Origin of the sequence: Mycobacteroides salmoniphilum (assembly GCF_004924335.1) — a bacterium.
GTDB lineage: Bacteria > Actinomycetota > Actinomycetes > Mycobacteriales > Mycobacteriaceae > Mycobacterium > Mycobacterium salmoniphilum.
The window spans coordinates 2560248-2583650 of sequence record NZ_CP024633.1 but is presented as its reverse complement, the minus strand read 5'-3'; the positions used below and the strand labels follow the sequence as shown (position 1 = coordinate 2583650).

General features: G+C 64.3%; 22 protein-coding genes and 1 pseudogene. 19 read left to right on the top strand and 4 right to left on the bottom strand.

Annotated features, from left to right (window positions below; all coding sequences use genetic code 11):
• Window positions 1-79 precede the first annotated feature (79 nt).
• From DSM43276_RS12750 to DSM43276_RS12715, 8 genes are read left to right on the top strand one after another with little or no spacing between them, the layout of a single operon-like run.
• The gene (locus DSM43276_RS12750; RefSeq protein WP_078331071.1) at window positions 80-1357 is read left to right on the top strand and encodes a beta-ketoacyl-[acyl-carrier-protein] synthase family protein; all 1278 of its coding nucleotides are present in this window, start codon (window positions 80-82) and stop codon (window positions 1355-1357) included.
• A complete protein-coding gene (locus tag DSM43276_RS12745) occupies window positions 1354-2565 on the top strand; it encodes a ketosynthase chain-length factor (RefSeq protein ID WP_078331072.1) in 1212 nt (403 codons plus the stop codon). Before DSM43276_RS12750 ends, DSM43276_RS12745 begins: the two co-directional genes overlap by 4 nt.
• Before the next feature lie 28 nt (window positions 2566-2593).
• Window positions 2594-2851: an acyl carrier protein gene (locus tag DSM43276_RS12740; protein WP_078331073.1), complete on the top strand. Its 258-nt coding sequence runs from the start codon at window positions 2594-2596 to the stop codon at window positions 2849-2851.
• On the top strand, window positions 2848-3801 hold the full coding sequence (locus DSM43276_RS12735; protein WP_078331074.1) for an aromatase/cyclase: 954 nt from the start codon (window positions 2848-2850) through the stop codon (window positions 3799-3801). The genes DSM43276_RS12740 and DSM43276_RS12735 overlap by 4 nt, the downstream gene beginning before the upstream one ends.
• Entirely contained in the window at window positions 3798-4736 is a 939-nt protein-coding gene (locus DSM43276_RS12730) for an MBL fold metallo-hydrolase (protein ID WP_211196725.1), read from the top strand. The genes DSM43276_RS12735 and DSM43276_RS12730 overlap by 4 nt, the downstream gene beginning before the upstream one ends.
• Window positions 4724-5962 carry an FAD-dependent oxidoreductase gene (locus tag DSM43276_RS12725; protein WP_078331075.1) on the top strand — a complete coding sequence of 413 codons (1239 nt, stop codon included), beginning with the start codon at window positions 4724-4726 and terminating at the stop codon, window positions 5960-5962. Before DSM43276_RS12730 ends, DSM43276_RS12725 begins: the two co-directional genes overlap by 13 nt.
• Before the next feature lie 2 nt (window positions 5963-5964).
• Complete coding sequence (locus DSM43276_RS12720; protein WP_078331076.1) at window positions 5965-6738, top strand: alpha/beta fold hydrolase; 774 nt, start codon at window positions 5965-5967, stop codon at window positions 6736-6738.
• 10 nt (window positions 6739-6748) lie between these two features.
• On the top strand, window positions 6749-7129 hold the full coding sequence (locus DSM43276_RS12715; RefSeq protein ID WP_211196724.1) for a lipocalin-like domain-containing protein: 381 nt from the start codon (window positions 6749-6751) through the stop codon (window positions 7127-7129).
• On the opposite strand, the gene DSM43276_RS12710 is transcribed toward DSM43276_RS12715, so the two are convergent.
• Window positions 7123-7911, bottom strand: coding sequence for an SDR family NAD(P)-dependent oxidoreductase (locus tag DSM43276_RS12710; protein WP_078331078.1), 789 nt, complete (start codon window positions 7909-7911; stop codon window positions 7123-7125). The two genes, DSM43276_RS12715 and DSM43276_RS12710, sit on opposite strands and share 7 nt — an antisense overlap.
• A gap of 50 nt (window positions 7912-7961) precedes the next feature.
• On the opposite strand from DSM43276_RS12710, the pseudogene DSM43276_RS23830 reads away from it, so the two are divergent.
• The 4 genes and pseudogenes from DSM43276_RS23830 to DSM43276_RS12695 form a co-directional block, all read left to right on the top strand.
• A pseudogene (locus DSM43276_RS23830) lies at window positions 7962-8441 on the top strand (nuclear transport factor 2 family protein); the annotation flags it as partial.
• Window positions 8442-8510: 69 nt separating this feature from the next.
• Window positions 8511-9113 carry a malonic semialdehyde reductase gene (locus DSM43276_RS23825; protein ID WP_234803105.1) on the top strand — a complete coding sequence of 201 codons (603 nt, stop codon included), beginning with the start codon at window positions 8511-8513 and terminating at the stop codon, window positions 9111-9113.
• Between the two features lie 19 nt (window positions 9114-9132).
• The gene (locus DSM43276_RS12700; protein WP_157896064.1) at window positions 9133-10083 is read left to right on the top strand and encodes an ACP S-malonyltransferase; all 951 of its coding nucleotides are present in this window, start codon (window positions 9133-9135) and stop codon (window positions 10081-10083) included.
• Window positions 10084-10098: 15 nt separating this feature from the next.
• Entirely contained in the window at window positions 10099-10539 is a 441-nt protein-coding gene (locus tag DSM43276_RS12695; protein WP_078331081.1) for a MarR family winged helix-turn-helix transcriptional regulator, read from the top strand.
• A 21-nt stretch (window positions 10540-10560) separates the two neighbouring features.
• Here DSM43276_RS12695 and DSM43276_RS12690 read toward each other — a convergent pair whose 3' ends face one another.
• Both DSM43276_RS12690 and DSM43276_RS12685 read right to left on the bottom strand, forming a co-directional pair.
• On the bottom strand, window positions 10561-11991 hold the full coding sequence (locus DSM43276_RS12690; RefSeq protein WP_136629060.1) for an acyl-CoA carboxylase subunit beta: 1431 nt from the start codon (window positions 11989-11991) through the stop codon (window positions 10561-10563).
• Between the two features lie 95 nt (window positions 11992-12086).
• Window positions 12087-13307: a serine hydrolase domain-containing protein gene (locus DSM43276_RS12685; RefSeq protein ID WP_078329802.1), complete on the bottom strand. Its 1221-nt coding sequence runs from the start codon at window positions 13305-13307 to the stop codon at window positions 12087-12089.
• Window positions 13308-13448: 141 nt separating this feature from the next.
• Between DSM43276_RS12685 and pyrR the strand changes: the two genes are divergently transcribed.
• The 7 genes from pyrR to pyrF are packed head-to-tail and all read left to right on the top strand — an operon-like array spanning window position 13449 to window position 22010.
• A complete protein-coding gene (gene pyrR / locus DSM43276_RS12680) occupies window positions 13449-13997 on the top strand; it encodes a bifunctional pyr operon transcriptional regulator/uracil phosphoribosyltransferase PyrR (RefSeq protein ID WP_078329981.1) in 549 nt (182 codons plus the stop codon).
• Window positions 13994-14938, top strand: coding sequence for an aspartate carbamoyltransferase catalytic subunit (locus DSM43276_RS12675; protein ID WP_078329803.1), 945 nt, complete (start codon window positions 13994-13996; stop codon window positions 14936-14938). Before pyrR ends, DSM43276_RS12675 begins: the two co-directional genes overlap by 4 nt.
• A complete protein-coding gene (locus DSM43276_RS12670; RefSeq protein WP_078329804.1) occupies window positions 14935-16236 on the top strand; it encodes a dihydroorotase in 1302 nt (433 codons plus the stop codon). The genes DSM43276_RS12675 and DSM43276_RS12670 overlap by 4 nt, the downstream gene beginning before the upstream one ends.
• Entirely contained in the window at window positions 16233-16730 is a 498-nt protein-coding gene (locus tag DSM43276_RS12665; protein WP_078329805.1) for a PH-like domain-containing protein, read from the top strand. Before DSM43276_RS12670 ends, DSM43276_RS12665 begins: the two co-directional genes overlap by 4 nt.
• The gene (gene carA / locus DSM43276_RS12660; RefSeq protein WP_412458667.1) at window positions 16712-17857 is read left to right on the top strand and encodes a glutamine-hydrolyzing carbamoyl-phosphate synthase small subunit; all 1146 of its coding nucleotides are present in this window, start codon (window positions 16712-16714) and stop codon (window positions 17855-17857) included. The genes DSM43276_RS12665 and carA overlap by 19 nt, the downstream gene beginning before the upstream one ends.
• Entirely contained in the window at window positions 17857-21195 is a 3339-nt protein-coding gene (gene carB, locus DSM43276_RS12655) for a carbamoyl-phosphate synthase large subunit (RefSeq protein ID WP_078329807.1), read from the top strand. The genes carA and carB overlap by 1 nt, the downstream gene beginning before the upstream one ends.
• Window positions 21192-22010, top strand: a complete 819-nt coding sequence (pyrF, locus tag DSM43276_RS12650; protein ID WP_078329808.1) for an orotidine-5'-phosphate decarboxylase — start codon at window positions 21192-21194, stop codon at window positions 22008-22010. Before carB ends, pyrF begins: the two co-directional genes overlap by 4 nt.
• Here the strand turns inward: pyrF and DSM43276_RS12645 are convergent.
• Window positions 21992-23311 (bottom strand): acyltransferase family protein, encoded by a 1320-nt coding sequence (locus DSM43276_RS12645; protein ID WP_078329982.1) that lies wholly within the window; start codon window positions 23309-23311, stop codon window positions 21992-21994. The two genes, pyrF and DSM43276_RS12645, sit on opposite strands and share 19 nt — an antisense overlap.
• Window positions 23312-23403: the final 92 nt, after the last annotated feature.

Genomic DNA, 23403 nt, shown 5'->3' with positions numbered 1-23403 from the left:
CAACTGCTTGAGCGGTCTTTGAGTGGCGGCTCCTCACAATGTACCGGACAGCAATACCGATACACATGAGAGGTGGGAGATGGAGCGAAGAGTAGTCATCACCGGCATCGGTGTCCGTGCGCCGGGTGGTCGTGGCGCCGACGAGTTTTGGAAACTGCTGGCCGCTGGACGGACCGCGACCCGGGGCATCTCCTACTTCGATGCTTCGCCCTACCGGTCCCGAATCGCCGGTGAGGCCGACTTCGACGCTGAACAGGAGGGACTGTCGCACAAGGAGATTCGCCGCATGGACCGGGCCACCCAGTTCGCAGTGGTCTGCACGCGTGAGGCAGTGGCGGATAGCGGCCTGGATGTGAACACGCTCGACCCCTATCGACTAGGAGTAAGCCTAGGCAGCGCAGTGGCGGCGGCCACCAGCTTGGAGCAGGAATATCTGGTGCTGTCGGATTCCGGGCGGAACTGGCTTTCGGACCAGAAGGCCTTGTCTCCGCACATGTTCGATTACATGATTCCCAGCGTGATGCCGGCCGAGGTCGCCTGGACAGTGGGGGCGCAGGGCCCGGTGACGATGGTCTCCAACGGATGCACTTCGGGGCTGGACTCGGTGGGACATGCCGTGGCGTTGATTCGTGAGGGCAGCGCCGACGTGATGCTCAGCGGTGCGGCAGACACCCCGATCACGCCGATTGTCGTGGCATGCTTTGACGCGATCAAAGCAACGAGCACGCGTAATGACACCCCGGAGACGGGCTCTCGCCCCTTCGATGGCTCTCGCAACGGTTTTGTGCTCGCCGAGGGCGCAGCGATGTTCGTGCTGGAGGAGTTTGAACATGCGCGCGCCCGCGGCGCCGAGATATACGCGGAGGTATCGGGATACGCCACCCGTTGCAACGCCTACCACATGACCGGCCTGAAGATTGACGGGCGGGAGATGGCCGAAGCCATCACTATCGCCCTGGACGAAGCGCGGCTCGACCCGACCAAGATCGACTACATCAACGCCCACGGGTCGGGTACCCGACAGAACGACCGCCACGAAACAGCGGCGTTCAAGCGCAGTTTGGGTGAGCACGCCTATCGCACCCCGGTGAGTTCGATCAAGTCCATGGTCGGGCATTCCCTGGGCGCCATTGGGTCCGTCGAAATCGCCGCGTCACTGTTGGCGATCAAGAACCAGGTAGTTCCGCCGACCGCGAATCTGCATGAGGCGGACCCGGAGTGCGACCTGGACTACGTCCCCATCACGGCACGCGATCATCACACCGAACACGTGCTCACCGTGGGCAGTGGCTTCGGGGGATTCCAGACCGCGATGGTGCTGAGCCGGCCGACTGAGATGTTGGGGGCATCGGCATGACGCGCGTACTGGTCACCGGCATCGGAATCCTGGCCCCAAATGGCCTGGGCACCGAAAACTATTGGGAAGCAACAGTATCAGGGCACGCCGGAATCTCCACGCTGGACAGATTTGACGTCTCCGGGTACACGAGCACATTGGCGGGGCAGCTCACTAATTTCAACGCCAAGGAATTACTGCCGGGACGGCTGCTGCCGCAGACCGACATCTCTACCCGGCTCGCCCTCGTGGCCGCCGAGTGGGCCTTGGGCGATGCCAAGGTAGACCCAGAGGAATTCACCGACTATGAGATGGGTGTGGTCACCTCGACCGCTTCGGGCGGCTTCGAGTTCACGCACCGGGAGTTCCAGAAACTGTGGTCCCAAGGTTCGGAGCACGTCAGTGTGTACGAATCGTTTGCCTGGTTCTATGCCGTTAATACCGGACAAATCTCGATTCGGCACGGAATGCGCGGGCCCAGTAGTGCTTTGGTTGCCGAACAGGCGGGCGGGCTCGATGCGCTGGGGCATGCGCGCCGTACGGTGCGCCGTGGCACCACACTTGTCGTCTCCGGTGGAGCGGATTCGGCTCTTGACCCGTGGGGCTGGATTTCGCACATCTCGACCGGCAATGTCACAAGGGCAACCGATCCTGCGCAGGGCTACCTTCCGTTCGACCAGCAGGCCAACGGGTACGTGCCCGGCGAAGGGGGCTGCATTCTCATCTGCGAAGACGCAGATTCCGCAGCGGCTCGCAATGCCCCCAACATCCACGGGGAAATCGCCGGATACGCCTCCACATTCGACCCGGCCCCCGGGTCGGGCCTGCCCACCGGTCTGGCCCGTGCGGCACAGATGGCGATCGCAGACGCCGGGTTGACACCGGCCGATATCGATGTGGTCTTCGCCGACGCGGCCGGTGTGACCGGCGCCGACGCCGCGGAAGCCGAGGCCATCGCGGCGGTCTTCTCACCTCGGGGCGTGCCGGTGACTGCGCCAAAGTCGATGACCGGCAGGCTCTATGCGGCCGGTGGCCCGCTGGATGTGGCGACGGCCCTGCTGTCTCTGCGGGACGGCGTCGTCCCGCCGACTGTCGGTACCACCGACGTTCCCGAGCGTTATCAGCTCGATCTTGTGCAGGGTCAACCCCGTGAGGCGTCATTGTCGGCCGCCTTGATACTCGCGCGGGGCCGGTGGGGATTCAACTCCGCCGTCGTCGTGCGTCGCTGAACACGAAAATCACAGAAGGAGAAGAGAAATGGCCGAAGTTACGCTTGCTCAGCTGCATAAGATCCTGGTGGCTTGCGCCGGTGGCGAGGACGACACCGAGATCAGTCCCGAGAGTGCGACGATTGAGTTCGAAGAGCTCGGTTACGACTCGTTGGCCCTGATGGAAACCGCAGCCCGGCTGCAACGGGAGTACGGGGTGCATATTGCCGAAGAGGACTTGGCTGACCTGACCACGCCGCAGCAGATGCTGGATGTCATCAATTCTCAGCTGGCAGGTGTGGCATGACTTCCCCGGTGACGCATATCCTGACGCACTCGCGAGAGATCGCGGCCCCCGCCGATGCGGTCTATTCGCTGGTGGCGGACGTGACCCGGTGGCCGGTCATTTTCGGCCCGACCGTATACGTGGACCTGCTCGAACACAGTGACACCGCTGAGCGGTTCCACATTTGGGCAACAGTCAATGGCTCAGTGCGGGATTGGGTCTCGCGGAGGAGCTTTGACCCGGAGGCCAAGCTCGTCGAGTTCGCCCAGGAGCGTAGTGCTGCTCCGATTACCTCGATGGGCGGCAGTTGGAGCTTTACCGGCCTACCCGGCGGGCGCACCAAGGTGGTGCTGGACCATCACTTCACTGTGGCCGGAGACGATGCCACGCAGGCTTCCATCATCACGGCAGTCAACAACAACAGTGAAAAGGAACTTGCCGCCTTGGGGATGGTGGCCGAATGCGGTTATCTGCCTGGGGAAATCATCCAGGTGTTCGAGGACACCGTGCAGCTGCCGGGAACCGCCGCTGATATCTACACATTCGTCGAACGCAGTGACCTGTGGCCGAAACGGCTGCCACACGTTGGCCGAGTCAACCTGGTGGAGACCGTAGACGGTGTGCAGGACATGGAAATGGATACCGTCACCAGCGACGGCAGCAGCCACACCACCCGGTCGGTGCGGCTGTGCTTCAGCCCGAACAAGATTGTGTACAAGCAGCAACTGCCACCCGCGCTCCTGCTGGGGCACAGTGGGGTGTGGGAGTTCACGGATGGTCCGGACGGTGCCATCGCCACTTCGCGGCACATGGTCGCCATCAACCCGGCGGCAATAGCGCCGGTGCTGGGTGCCGGACAGGGTATCGGCGATGCACAGCAATACTTGCGAAACGCACTGGGGGCCAATAGCAAAGCCACCCTCGCCCACGCCGGTTACTGGGCAGAGTCTCTCGCGGATAACCTCAGTTGACCTCCGGGCTGGCGGCACGGGGCACCGACCGGATCACCGAGATCGCGGACGGTGTCTATGCGTATTTGCAGCTACCCGGGGGCTGGTGCCTTAGTAACTCGGGAATCGTGGTGAGCCCGGACGGTGCGGTCGTCATCGACACCCTGGCCACGGAAAGCCGTAATCGGCGGCTGGTGGCGGCGGTTGACGGATTGGCTCCGGGCTCTCGCCGCACCGTGGTCAACACCCACTTCCACGGCGACCATCACTTCGGCAATCACCTGTTTGGCCCGCAGGCGACAATTATTGCCCATGAGCGTGCTCGGATAGAGATGGATGAGGCAGGCCTGGCGCTCACCCAACTGTGGCCCGAGGTCGAATGGGGTGATGTCAGAGTCACGTTGCCGTCGGTCACCTTCACCGATCGGCTCCACTTGCACATCGGGGACCGAGCGGCAGAGTTGATTCATCTCGGCCCAGCGCACACCACGAACGACGCGGTGGTGTGGCTTCCACAGGACAAGATCCTGTTCGCCGGGGACATCGTGCTCTCGGGTGCTACCCCTTTCAACCTGATGGGCTCGGTCGAGGGGGCGTTGCACGTCATCGGTGAGCTGGCTCAATTGGGTGCTGAAACCGTGGTGTGCGGTCATGGCCCGCTGGCTGGGCCTGCGGTGTTCGAGCAGACCATTGCCTATCTCACCTGGATCCAACATCTGGCCGCCGAGGGGTCTGCCGACGGCGTTGGACCCCTGGAGGCCGCACGGCGTGCCGAGCTGGGCGAGTTCGCGGGGCTGATCGACTCAGAACGGCTGGTGGGCAACCTGTACCGCGCGTATGCCGAACAGGGTGCGGCACGACCAGACAGTGAGCTCGGGGCACCGCTTGACGTGATTGCGGCGTTCGATGACATGGTCAGCTACAACGACGGGCAGGTGCCGGAATGCCTGGCGTAGCCGTCGATGTCTGCGTGATCGGCGGAGGTCCGGCGGGGCTGATGGCCGGTCTGCTGCTGGCCCGGTTCGGTCTGGATGTCACTGTCCTGGAGAAGCATGCGGACTTTCTCCGCGACTTCCGCGGCGACACAGTTCACCCGTCGACTCTGCAGGCGATGGATGAGCTGGGACTGATCAACCAGTTCCTCGATCTGCCCCATGCCAAGGCTGAAACACTGCCGATAGCAACCGATTCCGGTCAGCTTCTCTTCGCCGATTTCCGGGCTCTACCCGGCAAATACCGGTATCTCGCGTTCATGCCGCAATGGGATGTACTGAACTTCATTGCCTCCGCCGCCCGTCGATACCCGGGATTTCAACTTTTACAACAGGTTCAGGCCACCGAACTGATCCACGATGGTGAGGGCGTGGTGGGTGTGCGGGCCAACGGTCCCGACGGCGTGCTGCAGATACGCGCCACACTGGTCATCGCCGCAGACGGGCGGCGTTCACTGGTGCGGACCACCGGTTCACTTGATCTTGCCGCCTCCACGGCACCGATGGATGTGTTGTGGTTCCGGGTGAGCCGCGAAGCGGCAGATGTGATTCCGGCGGTGCGCAGTGGCAAGGGGTACTTCATCGTCTGCCTCAACCGTGAACACTATTGGCAAGTCGCGTACATGATCCCCAAGGGGGGCTATGACCAGACGCGTCGTGATGGCATCGACGCACTGCGGGCCGCGATCGCACGGATCTATCCGGTATTCGCCGGCAGGCTGGCTGAGGAGCTGCGCGACTGGAGCAGCTTTCATCTCCTCGATGTACGCGTGGACCGATTGCGGCACTGGTACCGGCCCGGGCTGCTGGCGATCGGTGATGCCGCACATGCCATGTCGCCGGCGGGCGGTGTCGGTATCAATCTCGCCGTGCAGGATGCCATTGCCGCGGCACGCCTACTGGGCCCGGTGCTCGCTGCCGGCGCCACGCCGTCGATAGCTCAGCTGGCTCGTGTGCAACGCCGGCGTGAGTATCCGGTGCGGATAGTGCAGTGGGCCCAGTTGCATCTGCTGGCCGACCTCTATCCGACCGCCGGCCGTCCACCCGCCGAGCGGCCGCTCCTGATACGGCTGATCCGCGCTTTTCCCGTGCTACCCCGGCTTATCGCGCGGGTCATAGGCCAAGGCCTGCGGCCCGAATCCGTACCCCCGCCGCTGGTGGGGGCGCAGTCAGAATCCATGGAGGCATAAATATGACGACATATGTATTGGTACACGGCGCATTTCATGGAGGGTGGTGCTGGGATCGGCTGACCCCGATTCTCGAGGCAGCCGGCCACGAGGTCTATGCACCCTCGCTGACCGGGCTGGGCGACAGGGCCGCTGAGCTGGGCCCGGAGGTGGGGCTGGACGCTCACGTGAGTGATATCGCCGGGCTGATCGCGGACGAGGACCTGACCGATGTGGTATTGGTGGGGCACAGCTACGCGGGGATTGTCATCACGGCCGTCGCCGACCAGATCCCCTCCCGCATAGCCCTACTGGTGTATCTGGACACGTTCGTCGCACACGACGGCGAGGCTGTCGCCGATATCCTCCCGGTCAACGTGCAGGCCTTCGCGGATGCGGCGCAGGCCGAAGGTGACGGCTGGCGTGTGCCGGTGGCTGGCATGCCTCCCGGGGTGGAAGGCTGCTATGGGGTGACCGACGAGCCCGATCTGAGCTGGCTGCGGTCGATGCAGAGCCCGCAGTCCTTACGCACCTTCACCGACGTGCTGCGGCTGGGCAATCCGGCGCAGCGGCAGAGTGTCCCGAGGGCGCACATTCATTGCTCCGGCGGCGGTGAGGCATGGACGTCCCTGCGTAAGCAGTTGATGCCACGTTCTTATCCACCGGCCGGGGAACCAATGCGCGAACTGGAAACAGGCCATGATGCCATGATCACCAAGCCTGACGAACTGGCCGCGGTGCTTGATGACCTGGTTACGGCGCACGCCCGCAGCGGATCCACTCATGCACTGCGGTGAGGGAGAGCCCTTGCGGCCCGATCACTTTGTGGGGCAGTGGCGGCTGGAATCCTATTACGATCTCGACGAGAGCGGTGCCACCAGCGAGGGGCCGCTTGGTCAATCGCCGATCGGTCTGCTCTATTACGGGGCTGAAGGTGCGTTGTCGGTCAGCATGATGCGCGGCCAACCAGTGCCCGGCGCGGTCCCGTTCATGGGATACGCCGGGCACTGGCGTGTTGACGGACCGCTAGTGCTGCACCAGATTTCGGTGTGCTCCAACCCTGCCTGGGCCGGCACCGTGCAGACACGCCAGTACGACTTCGATGGCGATACGCTGACGTTGATCGGTGCACTCCACGAGGGCGGAAAGCAGCAGCGGCGCATCCTTGCCTGGCGGCGGGTTCAGTAGTTACCCAGGCCGCCACAGACATTGAGGGCCTGAGCGGTCACCGCATTGGCGCCGGGACTGATCAAGTAGTCGACCATCGCCGCTACCTCTTCGGTGTCCACGTATCGCCCGATGGGTACGCGAGCGGCGACCCGCTTGCCGGCTTCCTCGGCGTCAACACCCCACAAGGTGGCGTAGGTCTCACGAACCCGTTCGGCCATCGGCGTCTCGACGAATCCCGGGCATACGGCGTTAACCGTCACACCGGTCTTCGCCAATTCGAGCCCCAATGCCTTGGTGAATCCGACCATTCCATGCTTGGACGCCGAGTACGGTGCGCCGTGCAGGACACCCTGCTTGCCGCCGGTCGAGGCAATGTTGATGATTCGGCCCCAGCCCTGGTCGAGCATCCCACCGGTGGTGAGTGCCGCCTTGGTCATCAGGAAAACGCTGTTGAGATTGGTGTTGATGACGTCGAACCACAGTTCGTCGGTGATGTCTTTGGTAATGCCGCCGCCGTTGCGCCCGGCGTTGTTGACCAATATGTCCACCGGCCCAAAGCGATCCACAGCGGCGGCGACATAAGCGCGTATCTGCTCGGGCGAGGTGACATCACAGGTCACGCCGTCGGCCTCATAGCCGTCGGTCTCTAGTTGTTTGATGGTCTGGCTGAGCGACTCCTCGCTACGGGCACAGAGGAACACCGCGAAATCCTGTTTCGCCAAATGCTGCGCGATCGTCAAACCCATGCCGCTGGTCGCGCCGGTGATGAGAGCAACTTTACGAGTCGTTGTCGAAGTCATGACAGCGACTATGCACGGCACCGCTATAGCTCCGGTCAAGCCCGGGTGTAGTGCCCTTGACCGATATTCGAGCCTCGCTAGGGAAACTGGCGACACCGAAGGTGCCAGGCCAGGTGGATAAGACTAAGGAGCCGACCGTGACGACCGTTGACATCAGCACGAGCCTCTACACCGAGGTGCAGCAGTTCTACTCCAGGCAGATGCAGCGACTCGACGGGCAGGACATCGAAGGCTATGCGGCCACCTTTACCGAGGATGCGATTTTCGACCACACCACCGCCCTGCCTGCCAGCGTCACGAGAGCCGGAATCATCAACGATCTATACGACTTTCGTGAGATGGGTAAGCACGACCCGGTACAGAAGCGGCACTACTTCTCCATGATCGACCTCGAATACATCGATACCGACGAGATTCGTTCAACCGTGTACTGCCTGGTGATAAAGACCAGGCCAGGTAAGCCCGCCGAGGCCAACCCGAGCTGTGTCGTTCACGATGTGCTTGTGCGCGTCGAGGGCGAGCTACAGACAAAGTCGCGGCACGTGAGATATGACAGTGATTCCCCACTGCTGCAAGGGAAAACAGCACCTGAAGCGGAGCTGGGGGCTCAGGGAATTCTGGCATTGCCTGCCGCCGCGCAGGACCTGCTGTTCCGTGAGGCCCGCACCGCCAATACCTTCACCGATGAGCCGGTCTCCGACGAGCAGATGCAGGCCATCTACGAGCTGATCAAGTTTGGTCCGACATCGATGAATCAGCAGCCGCTTCGCATTGTCTTGGTGCGTTCCGGCGAAGCACGGTCGCGGCTGGCCATGCATTTGATTGGCGCCAACCAGGCTAAGACCCTCGCAGCCCCTTTGGTGGCAATTTTGGCCGCCGACTTGAATTTTCACGATGAGTTGCGTACTCAGTTCCCGCATCTTCCCGAAGCCAAGGACTACTTCGCAGACGCCGATGCGCGTGCCGCGTCGGCGAGAACCAATGCGTTGATCCAGGTTGGCTACATCATTCTGGGTATCCGCGCCGCCGGTCTGGCCGCGGGACCGATGACGGGATTCGATGCGGATGCCGTTGACCAAGAGTTTTTCCCCGACGGGGTGCACCAATCCCTGGTCGTGGTGAATATCGGCAAGCCCGGGCCAGATGCCTGGCACCCGAGGCTGCCTCGCCTCGCTTATGACGATGTCGTCACTTCGGTCTAGCGGATACAGGAGGATGAACATGTTTGCCATGGTGATGCCGGGACAAGGTGCTCAACGCAAAGGCATGATTACGCCCTGGCTGGATGCTGCCGGGTCGGCTCGGATCGACGAATTCTCGGAAGCCGCTGATCTTGATCTGCGCCACTATGGTTCGGAGGCCGAGAACGACGAGATTACCGACACCGCGATAGCTCAGCCGCTCATCGTCGCTACCTCGCTGCTGGTTTTCGAGCGCCTTCGCGACGAGCTGAGGCTGCCGGACCGGATGATTTTCGCCGGCCATTCAGTGGGGGAGCTGGCTGCTGCGGCGGCCGCCGGTGCCATCACTACGCGCGATGCCGTCCGGCTGGCCAGGCTTCGCGGTCTGGCAATGCGCCGTGCCTGTGACCACGAACCCACAGGTATGGCGGCAGTGGTCGGTGGTGGCCTGTGCGACGTGACCCGCGCGGTGGAGGAGCTGGGCTTGTTCGTGGCGAATGTGAACGGTCCAGGACAAGTGGTGGCGGCAGGCCGACTCGACGAGCTGGATCACCTGCGGGCCCACCCGCCGGCCGACACCCAGGTGAAATTGCTGCAGGTGGCTGGGGCCTTCCATTCTCCCTACATGGCGGCCGCCGAGGCGGAATTCGGTGCGGCATTGGACAGCGCCGCGGTGGTGACAGCCCGGCATCCGCTGTTGTCGAACGCTGACGGCGCACTCGTCACCGGGCCGCTGGATCTCAAACACCGGCTGGTCCGGCAGTTGACTCGCCAGGTGCGATGGGATCTTTGCGCCCAGTCGTTTCGCCAGTACCGTGCGGACATTCGTATTGAATTGGGCAAGGGGGCACTCAGCGGGCTGACTCGTCGGGAAAAGCCGGCGCCACAAGCAATTCAAGCATCGGCGCCGGAAAGCATCACGCTGGTTCGGGAAGCACTTGCTCAGCGGGAGAACGTGTCTGGATCCATCGGGCCCCGCCTGGCATCGTGATGAGTAAGTCCTCCCGTGGTATCGGCGGATAACAGCGATCCGGGAGCGCCGCTCGGTTATCTACTCACCCGCACCACGGCGCTCCTGCGGCGACACGCGACTGCGGGGCTGGAACCCCTCGGCCTGTCCCTGTCGGCCTTTATCTGTATGCAGATTCTGCACGCGGACCCTGGATCGTCCAACTCTCAGCTTGCCCGTAAGGCACGCGTGAGCAGACAGGCGATGTGCGATGTGCTGCAACAGCTTCAGGACGAGGGTCTCGTCACGCGGCCAATATCCGCCGAACAGGGCCGGACACTGCCCGCCTCCCTCACCCGGAAAGGGTTACAGCGTCTTGACATGGCACGCCAAGAAGTCACGTGCGCGGAACATCGAGTAACGGTCGCTCTGACCGACGAGGAGCGTGGGCAGCTTAGATTGCTTCTGGCGCAACTGAGTATGCCGCCGGACACATGACCGGCCGTTGGGAACGGTGACTCACAGGGGGATGTTTTTGTGGCGGCCGCGTCGTGAGGGGGCTTCGGCGAGTGCGCGGGTGAGGACGGCGCGGGTTTGTGAGGGTTCGATTTCTTCGTCGACGACGCCGATTTCGATGGCGCGGTCCACGCCGCCGGCGATGCGTTCGTGTTCGAGGGCGAGTTCTTCGTGGAGGGCTTCGCGTTCGTCTGCGGGGGCGGCGGCGAGTTGTTTTTTGTGCAGGATGCCGACGGCGGCTTTGGCGCCCATGACGGCGACTTCGGCGTCGGGCCAGGCGAAGACTTTGGTGGCCCCTAGTGAGCGTGAGTTCATGGCGATGTAGGCCCCGCCATAGATTTTGCGGGTCACCAGGGTGACGCGCGGCACGGTGGCTTCACCGAAGGCGTGCAGCAGTTTGGCGCCGCGGCGCACGACTCCGCCCCATTCCTGGCCGACGCCGGGTAGGTAGCCGGGTACGTCCACGAGCACGATCAGGGGGATGCCGAAGGCGTTGCATAGGCGTACGAAACGTGCTGCTTTTTCGGCGCTTTCGGAGTTCAGGCAGCCGCCCAGGCGCAGTGGGTTGTTGGCCAGGACTCCGACGCTGCGTCCGGCCAGGCGGCCCAGGCCGATGACCATGGAGGGGGCCCATTTGCCCTGGAACTCTTCGAACGGGTCATCGGCGTCCAGCAGGGCGTTGACGATGGGGTGTACGTCGTAGGCGCGTTTGGCTGATGCGGGCAGCAGTGCGCGTAGGTCGGTGTGATCGGATTCGGCGCGGCCGCGATCGAAAACGCCTTGCTGGCAAAAGAAGCCGATCAGTTTGCGCCCGCGCGCGTAGGAGTCCAGTTCGTCGTCGGCCACGATGTGGCAGACCCCGGATTTTTTGTGGTGGGCTTCGGGGCCGCCCAGGGTGGCCATGTCGACGTCTTCGCCGGTCACGCTGCGCACCACGTCCGGGCCGGTGACGAACACGCGGCTTTGGGGGGCCATGATGATGACGTCGGTCAGGGCGGGGCCGTAGGCGGCACCGCCAGCGGCGAATCCGACCACGATCGAGATCTGCGGGATGTAACCGGAGGCCCGGATCATGGCCTCAAAGACCAGCCCGACCGCGTGCAGGGCCGAGACCCCTTCGGCCAGGCGGGCACCGCCGGAGTGCCAGATCCCCACGATGGGGCTTTGCTCCTCGATGGCGGTGTCGTAGGCGTTCACGATGTGCCGGCAGCCCTCGATACCCATGGCTCCGCCCATGACGGTGCCATCGGTGCAAAAGGCGATGGTCCTGACTCCGTTGACCGTGCCAGCGGCGGCCAGCACACCCGAGCGATCACGCTCATGCAGCAACTCCACCGTGCCGTCATCGAAGAACATGTTCAGACGCAGCAACGGATCACGCGGATCGAGCGATTCGCTGGGTTCGCTGCTGGTCTCAGGAGCCAGGATCGTCATCGTGAACCTCGGTATCGGGTTGGTGTGGGCTGTCGAACTGCGTTGTCTTCCATGGTGTTGTCGAGGGCTCAAGAATGCCTACAGAGGCCTCGTCGCTACAGCGCGGCGTAGACCGCCTGCGCGAACTGAACATGGAGCAGCTGCAGTCGCAGCGTGGATGTACGCGCCAGGGCGGCCTTTGGGTCCAGGTCCGGCATGCGCCACTGCGGCAGAAACATCAGGATCGCGTCGGCCTTCGGGTCGGCGTGCCACCAGGTGCCGAATGCCCCCGGCCAGCCGAAGGTGCCGGCGCCGCCCGGACCGAACAATGCGGCCTCGTTCGGATCGAGCACGACCGACAGGCCAAGGCCGAAACCGCGTCCGGTCCAGTACGGCAGGCCGAAGGACGGCAGCTTCCGCTGAGCCGGGGTGAGGCGGTTGGTGCGCAGCGCGGCGGTCGATTCGGGGGAGAGGATGCGCACTCCGTCGGCCTGTCCACCGCCGAGGAGCGCCCGCGCGAAGGTGAGGTAGTCGTGCGCGGTGCTCGCGAGAGCGCCGCCGCCGCGGCACAGCGCCGGTGCTGACGTCGGCATCGAGGTGAGATAGCCGCGGTCGGCCACCACGATCTGGTCGTCGTCTCCGAGGCCGTACAGGCGTGCCAATCGGCTCGCCTTGCGCTCGGGAACGAAGAAATCGGTATCGGACATGCCCAACGGATCCAGGATTCGTTGACGCAATAGCTCGTTGAGCGGTAGCCCCGCCGCACGAGCGATGAGTAGGCCGAGCACATCGGTGGAATGGCTGTAATGGAAGCGTTCACCGGGCGGGTAGACCAACGGCAGCGCGGCGATGGCCCCGATCCACTCGTCGGGCTCGCTGAATGCCGCGGTGTGCAGCGGCTGGTAGGCCTTCGCTATCGGTCCGGTCGCGATGAAGTCGTAGGTCAGCCCACTGCGATGGGTCAACAGGTCCTCGACAGTGATGGTGCGCGGCGCCCGGAATGTGTCATCCAGCGGGCCGTCCGGATCTGTGAGCACCCGCATCTGGGCGAACTCCGGCAGCCAGGTGGTGATCGGGTCGTTCAGGCGGATCGTGCCGTCGTCGACAAGAGTCATGGCGGCCGCACTGATCACCGGCTTTGTCATGGACGCGATGCGAAAAATGGTGTTGTCGGCCATCTGCAGACCGGCGTCGACATCGCGATAACCCACGGCGCCCAGGTGCTTGAGCTGCCCGCCCTGCCACACCAGCGTGACCGCTCCGGCCAGAATGCGGTCATTGACCGCGGCGCGAATCGGAGCGAGAGCTGCATCAAACGTGCCGTCAGACTCGGACATGACTCCATCCTGTCAGTCGTGGCTGTCGGGTGCCCGGATGCTAAGCTCCCTGGCGATAAGTGACATCCTTTAACGATCCGTCCAGTGAGGCGGAGAAGGAGGTCTCGCGTAAGCGTGGGCGTAATACCAGAGGGACGCGAACTGTTGTCCGCCGCAGATGTCGGCAGGACCATCTCGCGTATCGCGCATCAAATCATCGAAAAGACCGCGCTTTCCGATTCCGGTGACGCACCTCGCGTCGTATTGGTCGGGATTCCCACCCGCGGCGCCACGCTCGCCAAGCGATTGGCCGCACACATCACCGAGTTCTCCGGTGTCGACGTGCCGGCCGGATTCCTGGATATCACGCTCTACCGTGACGATCTGCGTAACAAACCCCACCGCCCGCTCGAACGCACCTCCATTCCCGAGGGCGGAGTCGATGGTGCGCTGGTTGTCCTGGTAGACGACGTGTTGTTCTCCGGACGCACCGTGCGCTCGGCCCTCGACGCGCTGCGCGACCTGGGCCGACCCCGCGCGGTGCAGCTGGCGGTGCTGGTTGATCGTGGGCATCGGGAGCTGCCGCTGCGCGCGGATTACGTGGGTAAGAACGTGCCGACCGCACGCTCCGAAGACGTCAAAGTGCTGCTGACCGAGCATGACGGTCGCGACTCCGTGGTGATCAACAGCGGGCAGGGAGAGGCCTCGTGAAGCACCTGCTGTCCGCGGCCGACCTGACCCGCGACGAGGCCACCGCCATCCTCGATGACGCCGACCGGTTCTTGCAGGCCCTGGCGGGGCGCGAGGTCAAGAAGCTGCCGACCCTGCGCGGGCGCACCATCATCACGATGTTCTACGAGAACTCCACGCGGACCAGAGTTTCCTTTGAGGTCGCGGGCAAGTGGATGAGCGCGGACGTCATCAACGTCAGCGCATCGGGCTCGTCAGTGGCCAAGGGCGAGTCGCTGCGCGACACCGCTTTGACCTTGCGCGCGATCGGTGCCGATGCGCTGATCGTGCGCCACCCGGCTTCGGGAGTTGCCGCCCAGCTGGCCCAGTGGACCGCAGAAGGTGAGGGCGGCCCGGCGGTCATCAATGCAGGCGACGGTACCCACGAGCACCCCACCCAGGCGCTGCTCGATGCGCTCACCATCCGCCAGCGGCTGGGCGGCCTCGAGGGGCGTCGCATCGTGATTGTCGGGGACATCCTGCACAGTCGAGTTGCTCGGTCGAATGCCTTGTTGCTCAGTACATTCGGTGCGGAAGTGGTGCTGGTGGCACCGCCCACGCTGCTGCCCGTGGGTATTGAGACCTGGCCGGTGACGGTCACCCATGACCTGGATGCCGAGCTGCCCGGGGCGGACGCGGTTCTGATGCTGCGGGTGCAGGCCGAACGTATGACCGGCGGCTTCTTCCCATCGGCGCGCGAGTACTCGGTGCTGTACGGCTTGTCCGAGGCCCGACAGCGGCTTCTTCCCGAACACGCGGTGGTGCTGCATCCCGGCCCCATGCTGCGCGGTATGGAAATCGCGTCCTCTGTGGCTGATTCTTCGCAATCCGCTGTTCTGCAACAGGTATCGAATGGAGTGCATATCCGTATGGCCGTGCTGTTCCACCTCCTGGTGGGTTCCGATGAGGCGGTGCCCGCATGAGTGTCTTGATCAAGGGCGTACTGCTGTACGGGGAGGGTGAGCAGGTAGACGTCCTCGTCGAGGACGGCCAGATCACCCGCATCGAGGCCGGTATTGGGCCGGGCATCGAGACCGAGGTCGACACGGCGATCGAAGCGCCCGGTCAGGTGCTGCTGCCCGGCTTCGTCGACTTGCACACGCACCTGCGCGAGCCGGGCCGTGAAGACACCGAGACCATCGACTCCGGTTCGGCGGCGGCGGCTTTGGGTGGCTATACCGCCGTCTTCGCGATGGCCAACACCAACCCGGTGGCGGACAGCCCAGTGGTGACCGATCACGTGTGGCAGCGCGGCCAACAGGTGGGACTTGTCGACGTGCATCCGGTGGGCGCCGTCACCGTCGGGCTAGAGGGCAAGCAGCTCACCGAGATGGCGATGATGGCGCGTGGCGCGGGCCGGGTGCGGATGTTCTCCGATGACGGTAAGTGTGTGCACGATCCGCTGGTGATGCGACGTGCGCTGGAGTACGCCAAGGGGCTGGGTGTGCTCATCGCCCAACATGCCGAGGAACCGCGGCTGACCGTCGGCTCCGTGGCGCACGAGGGTGCCCACGCGGCGAAGCTGGGCCTGACCGGATGGCCCCGCGCCGCTGAGGAATCCATCGTCGCGCGGGATGCGATTTTGTCCCGCGATACCGGCGCCCCAGTGCATATCTGTCACGCATCGACCGCGGGCACCGTTGAGTTGCTCACATGGGCAAAGGCGCAAGGGATTTCCATCACCGCGGAGGTGACTCCGCATCACCTGCTGCTCGATGACAGCCTGCTTGTCTCGTACGACGGTGTGTACCGCGTGAACCCGCCGTTGCGGGAGTCAAGCGACGCCGAAGCATTGCGTCGGGCCCTCGCCGACGGCGTGATCGACTGTGTGGCTACCGATCACGCGCCGCATGCCGATCACGAGAAATGCTGCGAATTCGCCGCGGCGCGGCCCGGCATGCTGGGGTTGCAGACCGCGCTGTCCGTGGTCGTCGAGACCATGGTGAAACCGGGATTGCTGACCTGGCGCGATATCGCCAGGGTGATGAGCGAGCGTCCGGCGCAGATCGTCGGTCTGCCCGACCAGGGGCGTCCGCTGGCGGTCGGTGAGCCCGCGAACCTCACGATCGTTGACCCCGATGCAACCTGGACCGTCAGCGGCGATGGGCTGGCCAGTAAGTCGGCCAACACCCCCTTCGAATCGATGACGTTGCCTGCCACCGTGACTGCCACGCTGCTGCGCGGCCGGGTGACTGCCCGGGACGGCAAGGTGGCGCTGTGAACCACGGAGACTTCGTCGGTGCGCTCATCATGGCGGGCGCTTCACTCACCTTGTCGGTGCTGCTCTTCCGACTGATGTGGCGCGGCTGGCGCGCACGCGCACAGCGCCAGGCCGATACCGTCGGCGAGCTGCCCGTCGTGCCCGCCGAGCGCGGCGACATCGTCATCGAACCCGCGGAGGGTCTCTACGTCGGCAGTACCATCGCACCGGACTGGCAAGATCGGATCGCGGTGGGCGACTTGGGCTACCGGGCGAGCGCCACCTTGACTCGATACACCAGTGGAGTCCTGCTGGAGCGCAGCGGAACCGCAGACATCTGGATACCCGCGGATGTCATCACCGAGATTCGCACGGCAAAGGCGCTGGCGGGCAAGGTACTTACCCACGACGGAATTCTCGCGATTCGGTGGCGGCTGCCCTCGGGCGTCGAGATCGACACCGGATTTTTGGCACGACCGCGAAGCGAATACGAGGAATGGAAGCAGGCGTCATGAGTGACAAGGCGGTGCTCGTTCTCGAAGACGGGCGGGTGTTCACCGGTAAGCCGTTCGGTGCGGTGGGTGAAACCCTCGGCGAGGCGGTGTTCTGCACGGCTATGTCGGGTTACCAGGAAACCCTGACCGATCCGAGCTATCACCGGCAGATCGTGGTGGCGACCGCGCCGCAGATCGGCAACACCGGGTGGAACGACGAGGACAACGAGAGCCGCGGCGGCAAGATCTGGGTTGCCGGGTACGCGGTGCGAGATCCATCCAACCGGGTATCGAATTGGCGGGCCACGGGTTCTCTCGACAATGCCCTCAAGGAGCAGCACGTCGTCGGCATCGCCGGAATCGACACCCGTGCCGTCGTCCGTCACCTGCGCACCCGCGGGTCGATGAAGGCGGGGATCTTCAGCGGAACCGTTGCCGACGCGCCTACCGACTTCCTGCTCTCGCGCGTCAATGGCCAACCCGCGATGCTGGGTGCGGATCTGGCCGGCGAAGTAAGCACCGATGAGACCTACACCGTGGAACCTGATGGCGCCCATCGGTTCACTGTCGCGGCTTTGGACCTGGGCATCAAGACCAACACCCCGCGCAACTTCACGCGACGCGGTATTCGTGTGCAGGTGGTGCCCTCGTCCATCAGTCCGGAGGAGCTGCTCGCGCTGGCACCCGACGGTGTGTTCCTGTCCAACGGGCCGGGCGATCCGGCGACCGCCGACCATGTGGTGGCGGTGACGCGCGCGGTGCTCGAGCAGAAAGTCCCGCTGTTCGGCATCTGCTTCGGTAATCAGCTGCTGGGCCGGGCGCTGGGTCGGTCCACCTACAAGATGACCTTCGGGCATCGCGGCATCAATATCCCGGTCATCGACCACTCGACCGGTCGAGTGGCGATCACCGCGCAGAACCACGGCTTCGCCCTCGAAGGTGAAGCGGGCGAGCAGTTCGACACGCCGTTTGGGCGGGCCGAGGTCAGTCACACCTGCGCCAATGACGGTGTGGTGGAGGGTATCCGGCTACTCGACGGGTCGGCCTTCTCGGTGCAGTACCACCCTGAGGCAGCGGCCGGACCGCATGACGCCGAGTACCTGTTCGATCAGTTCGTTACGGCACTTGAGAATCGGGGTAACCGCTGATGCCACGTCGCGCAGATCTCAACCACATCCTGGTCATTGGCTCCGGGCCCATCGTGATCGGCCAGGCCTGCGAGTTCGACTACTCGGGCACCCAGGCGTGCCGCGTGCTGCGTTCGGAGGGGCTGCAGGTCAGTCTCGTCAACTCGAACCCGGCGACGATCATGACCGACCCGGAGTACGCCGATCACACCTATGTCGAGCCGATTACCGCCGAGTTTGTCGAGAAAGTCATCGCCGCACAGGCAGAGCAGGGCAACAAGATCGATGCCCTGCTGCCGACGCTGGGCGGTCAGACCGCGTTGAACACCGCGGTTGCGCTCTACGAGAACGGTGCACTGGACCGGCACGGCGTGGAGCTCATCGGCGCGAACTTCGAGGCCATCCAGCGCGGTGAGGACCGGCAGCGGTTCAAGGACATCGTCGCCAAGGTTGGTGGCGAGTCCGCGAAGTCCCGCGTCTGTTTCACCATGGACGAGGTCCGCGACACCGTCTCGGACCTGGGACTGCCGGTGGTGGTTCGCCCGTCGTTCACCATGGGCGGCCTGGGCTCCGGCATGGCGTACACGCCTGAGGATGTTGAGCGGATGGCGGGCGAGGGACTTGCGGCGTCGCCTTCGGCGAATGTGCTGATCGAAGAATCCATCTACGGCTGGAAGGAATTCGAGCTCGAGCTGATGCGCGACAGCCGCGACAACGTGGTGGTGGTGTGCTCGATCGAGAACGTAGATCCGATGGGTGTGCACACCGGAGACTCGGTGACGGTCGCTCCCGCGATGACGCTGACCGACCGCGAGTATCAGAAGATGCGCGACCTCGGTATCGCGATCCTGCGCGAGGTCGGTGTCGACACCGGCGGCTGCAACATCCAGTTCGCCATCAACCCACGCGACGGTCGCCTCATCGTCATCGAAATGAATCCGCGTGTATCGCGCTCAAGTGCGTTGGCCTCCAAGGCAACCGGATTCCCGATCGCCAAGATCGCGGCCAAGCTCGCGATCGGGTACACGCTCGACGAGATCGTCAACGACATCACCAAGGAGACCCCGGCCTGTTTCGAGCCGACTCTGGACTATGTCGTGGTGAAGGCACCCCGGTTTGCATTCGAGAAGTTCCCCGGCGCCGACGCGACATTGACCACCACCATGAAATCGGTGGGTGAGGCGATGTCTCTGGGGCGGAACTTCGCCGAGGCACTCGGGAAGGTCATGCGTTCCCTGGAGACCTCCGCGGCGGGCTTCTGGACCGACAATGTGGGTCCCATCGAAGATCTGGACACGTTCCTGCAGGAGCTGCGGGTGCCACGTGACGGGCGCCTCTACGGGATCGAACACGCGTTGGCCGCCGGTGTCTCCGTCGAGCAGGTGGCCGAGATCACCGGCGTCGATCCGTGGTTCGTCGAAGAAATCGCGCAGATTCACCAACTCGGTGCCGCGCTGCGCGATGCGCCGATCCTCGACGAGGAACTGCTGCGCCGCGCCAAGCACTACGGGCTCTCGGATCGTCAGATCGCCGCGCTGCGACCGGAACTTGCGGGGGAGGACGGAGTGCGGTCGTTGCGGCACCGGATGGGTATCCGGCCGGTGTACAAGACCGTAGACACCTGCGCCGCCGAGTTCGAGGCCAGGACCCCGTATCACTATTCGAGCTACGAGTTGGATCCGGCGGCGGAATCGGAAGTGGCCCCGCAGACCGAGCGGCCCAAGGTGCTCATCCTGGGCTCGGGCCCCAACCGCATTGGTCAGGGCATCGAATTCGACTACAGCTGCGTGCACGCGGCAACCACGTTGTCGCAGGCCGGGTTTGAGACCATCATGGTCAACTGCAACCCGGAGACGGTGTCCACCGACTATGACACCGCAGACCGCCTGTACTTCGAACCGCTGACCTTCGAGGACGTGCTCGAGGTCTACCACGCGGAAAGCGAATCCGGTCGGGGTGGACCGGGTGTCGTCGGTGTTATCGTGCAGCTCGGCGGACAGACCCCGCTGGGGCTGGCCAAGCGTTTGGCCGATGCTGGAGTACCCGTGGTGGGCACCAGCCCGGCGGCCATCGACCGCGCCGAGGACCGGGGCGTGTTTGGGGACCTGCTGGTGGCGGCTGGTCTGCCGGCGCCACGGTTCGGCACCGCGACGACGTTCGAGCAGGCCAGAAAGATCGCGGCCGACATCGGCTACCCGGTGCTGGTGCGCCCGTCCTACGTGCTGGGCGGACGGGGTATGGAGATCGTCTACGACGAGGACACCCTGCACGGTTACATCACTCGCGCCACCCAGCTCTCGCCCGAACACCCGGTGCTGGTGGACCGCTTCCTCGAGGACGCCATCGAGATCGACGTCGATGCGTTGTGCGATGGCACCGAGGTCTACCTCGGCGGCGTCATGGAACATATCGAGGAGGCCGGCATTCACTCCGGTGACTCGGCGTGTGCGCTGCCGCCGGTTACCCTGGGCCGCAGCGATATCGAAAAGGTGCGCACCGCCACCGAGGCCATCGCACACGGAATCGGTGTGGTCGGCCTGCTCAATGTGCAGTACGCGCTCAAGGATGACGTGCTGTACGTCCTGGAAGCGAACCCGCGTGCGAGCCGTACGGTGCCGTTCGTCTCCAAGGCGACGGCGGTGCCGCTGGCTAAGGCGTGCGCGCGGATCATGCTGGGCGCCACCATCGCCGGTCTGCGCGAGGAGGGATTGTTGCCTACCGACGGCGACGGCGCGACCATGCCACCCGGTGCTCCCGTCGCGGTCAAGGAAGCCGTGCTGCCGTTCCACCGATTCCGCAAGGCCGACGGCAGCCAAGTGGATTCGCTGCTGGGACCCGAAATGAAGTCCACCGGCGAGGTCATGGGTATCGACGCCGATTTCGGCAGCGCCTTCGCCAAGAGCCAGACCGCCGCATACGGTTCGCTGCCCAAGGAGGGCACGATCTTCGTCTCGGTGGCCAACCGCGACAAGCGGTCCCTGGTGTTCCCGGTGAAGCGGCTGGCGGATCTCGGATTCAAGGTGCTGGCGACCGAAGGTACGGCAGAGATGCTGCGCCGCAATGGAATACCATGCGAAGAGGTGCGCAAGCACTATGAGAGCGCGGGGGAGGGGCGTCCGGCGCAGTCGGCGGTGGACGTCATCAAGTCCGGCAAGGTCGCGATGGTGATCAACACCCCGTACGGGAACTCGGGCCCTCGCGTCGACGGTTACGAGATCCGATCGGCCGCGGTGTCGATGAACATCCCGTGCATCACCACGGTGCAGGGCGCTTCGGCCGCGGTGCAGGGGATCGAGGCGGGTATCCGTGGCGATATCGGCGTGCGCTCGCTGCAGGAACTCCACGCGGGCTTGCGGTGACGTTCGGCGCACGGCTGCAGGCCGCCACCACATCCCGCGGCCCATTGTGCGTGGGCATCGACCCGCATCCGGAGCTGCTGCGCGCCTGGGGGCTGGATGCCGATGCGTCGGGCCTGGCCAGGTTCAGCGATATTTGCGTGGAGGCCTTCGGCGACGTGGCGATCGTCAAACCGCAGGTGGCGTTCTTTGAAACCTATGGTGCCGCAGGGTATTCGGTACTCGAACGGGTCATCGAGGGACTGCGTGACGCTGGGGTATTGCTGCTGGCTGACGCCAAGCGCGGAGACATCGGATCGACCATGGCGGCATATGCGCAGGCTTGGCTGGGTGATTCGCCGTTGAGTTCCGATGCTGTCACCGCCTCGCCGTACCTGGGCTTCGGGTCGTTATCTCCGTTGTTGAACCTGGCGCGTGAACGTGATCGTGGCGTCTTCGTCCTCGCCGCGACCTCCAATCCGGAAGCACCTCCAGTGCAGCGGGCTCGCACTGCGGAAGTGACCGTCGCGCAGGCGATGGTGGACCAGGTAGCCGCGTTGAACGCGCAGGAGGCCGGTCCGGGATCTGTGGGTGTGGTGGTCGGGGTAACCGTCACCGATCCACCGGATTTGTCGTCGATCGGCGGCCCCGTGCTTGTCCCGGGGCTCGGCGCCCAGGGGGGTAGGCCCGAGGATCTGCGCGGCTTGGGTGGGGCTCCGGGATCGCTGCTGCTGCCGGCGGTTTCGCGCGAGGTGCTGCGTGAGGGCCCTGACGTCGCGGCGCTGCGTGCGGCCGTGTCGAGGCTGCGTGACAGCGTCGCCTACCTGCTTACGGAGTGAACAAGCGGAAGCTCATCCTCTGATTTATTCACTCTGCCGGGCAACGGCTTTCGGCAGAGAACGCGCGCAGCGGCCAGTGGTATCAGTGAGGCGACAACGACCCATCGTCCGATGGGTGTGAACCCGCCCCAGCCGGGGTTGATGACATAGATCCGGGTATAGACGAGCGTCAGTATCGCGCCGATCAGCACGAGGACGCCGACCGCGATATCGCGCCCCTTGCCCATCGGCGGGATGGGGCGGTCCCACCACGGCAGCGTGCGGCGTTCTGTGGCCCGCAGGGGCACGAAGAAGACGGCCACGATGGCGCACACGATGGCCAGTCGCAGCACGTTTCCCGGCCAGTACCAGGCATCGCGCGGGCTCACCAACCCGATGTGAAGGGCCAGGTAGACCCCGTAGGACAACAGGAACGTGACCACCCAGTGCCACAGGTAGATCGTCATGCTGCCGCTGTTGCACAGCTCGAGGAATCTCCAGGTGCGCGCCCCCTGTAGCCGGCGATTGATGGTCGGTGCGAGCGCGATCACCACCAGACACTCCGCTATCGCGCTCGTCGCGAGAAGCAAGGTCGGCGGCATGTTGGCGATCAGCCCCGTGGGATAGGGCCCCAAGATGGCCAGTGCCGCGGTGGCGCCCAGGGCGACAGCCGCGGCTGCCAACGCCACCCGGCGGGGGATGAGCGCGCGCTGGTACGCGATGCCCAACGCGGCGGGGACAAGCCACACGAAGATCATGTTGATCCAGCCGGTCATCACCCAGGTGTCTGTGATGACGCTGATGGTGTCGATCAGGGCCGTGAACAGGCACATTGCCGCGATGAACCAGCCGAGTCGGCGTCCCGTGCGGATGCGGGCCAGCCAGGGCATGAACGCCAGCGTCAGCAGATAGGCCCCGACGTACCAGAGCAGCTCGATATGACGCATCTCCAGATACAGGAGTTGTCTGGAGTTGCCCATGGTGACGCGCAGCAAGGTGGTCACCAGCGCGACGAATGCGAGGAAGTAGAACACCGGACGGAAGAGCCGCGTCGTTCGGCTCATCAGAAATTGACCCCACGACTTACCGGACTCCCAGGAATGAAGATTTGCTGCGGCACCCGCGAAGAAGAACAGCGGCATCAGCGGGATCAGCCAAAATAGCCAGTGAACGTGGTAATTCGCAGACATAGCTGGTTTGCCCTTGACGAGGGTGGGGCTACCCGCGAGGACGTGGTAGGCCACGACGGTGGCCAGTGACACGAGCCTCACGGCATCCAATACCCGATCACGCTCACGTGATGGGTGCGTGAAGTCACCCATATGGCGCACCCTACCCAGCAACTGCTGTGCCTTGCTAAGCAACTTCACGGGGCGCCTGGTCGTCGGCGTCTTCACCTGCGTCTCTATCAACT

What these genes read in the sequence shown, in the direction of transcription:
- DSM43276_RS12745 (WP_078331072.1), top strand. Translation starts at nt 1,354, where the DNA reads ATGACGCGCGTACTGGTCACCGGCATCGGAATCCTGGCCCCAAATGGC.
- DSM43276_RS12670 (WP_078329804.1), top strand. Translation starts at nt 14,935, where the DNA reads ATGAGTGTCTTGATCAAGGGCGTACTGCTGTACGGGGAGGGTGAGCAG.
- DSM43276_RS12710 (WP_078331078.1), bottom strand. Translation starts at nt 7,911, where the DNA reads ATGACTTCGACAACGACTCGTAAAGTTGCTCTCATCACCGGCGCGACC.
- DSM43276_RS12735 (WP_078331074.1), top strand. Translation starts at nt 2,848, where the DNA reads ATGACTTCCCCGGTGACGCATATCCTGACGCACTCGCGAGAGATCGCG.
- DSM43276_RS12720 (WP_078331076.1), top strand. Translation starts at nt 5,965, where the DNA reads ATGACGACATATGTATTGGTACACGGCGCATTTCATGGAGGGTGGTGC.
- carA (WP_412458667.1), top strand. Translation starts at nt 16,712, where the DNA reads ATGGAAGCAGGCGTCATGAGTGACAAGGCGGTGCTCGTTCTCGAAGAC.
- carB (WP_078329807.1), top strand. Translation starts at nt 17,857, where the DNA reads ATGCCACGTCGCGCAGATCTCAACCACATCCTGGTCATTGGCTCCGGG.
- DSM43276_RS12725 (WP_078331075.1), top strand. Translation starts at nt 4,724, where the DNA reads ATGCCTGGCGTAGCCGTCGATGTCTGCGTGATCGGCGGAGGTCCGGCG.
- DSM43276_RS12740 (WP_078331073.1), top strand. Translation starts at nt 2,594, where the DNA reads ATGGCCGAAGTTACGCTTGCTCAGCTGCATAAGATCCTGGTGGCTTGC.
- DSM43276_RS12645 (WP_078329982.1), bottom strand. Translation starts at nt 23,311, where the DNA reads ATGGGTGACTTCACGCACCCATCACGTGAGCGTGATCGGGTATTGGAT.
- DSM43276_RS12750 (WP_078331071.1), top strand. Translation starts at nt 80, where the DNA reads ATGGAGCGAAGAGTAGTCATCACCGGCATCGGTGTCCGTGCGCCGGGT.
- DSM43276_RS12690 (WP_136629060.1), bottom strand. Translation starts at nt 11,991, where the DNA reads ATGACGATCCTGGCTCCTGAGACCAGCAGCGAACCCAGCGAATCGCTC.
- DSM43276_RS12685 (WP_078329802.1), bottom strand. Translation starts at nt 13,307, where the DNA reads ATGTCCGAGTCTGACGGCACGTTTGATGCAGCTCTCGCTCCGATTCGC.
- DSM43276_RS12700 (WP_157896064.1), top strand. Translation starts at nt 9,133, where the DNA reads ATGTTTGCCATGGTGATGCCGGGACAAGGTGCTCAACGCAAAGGCATG.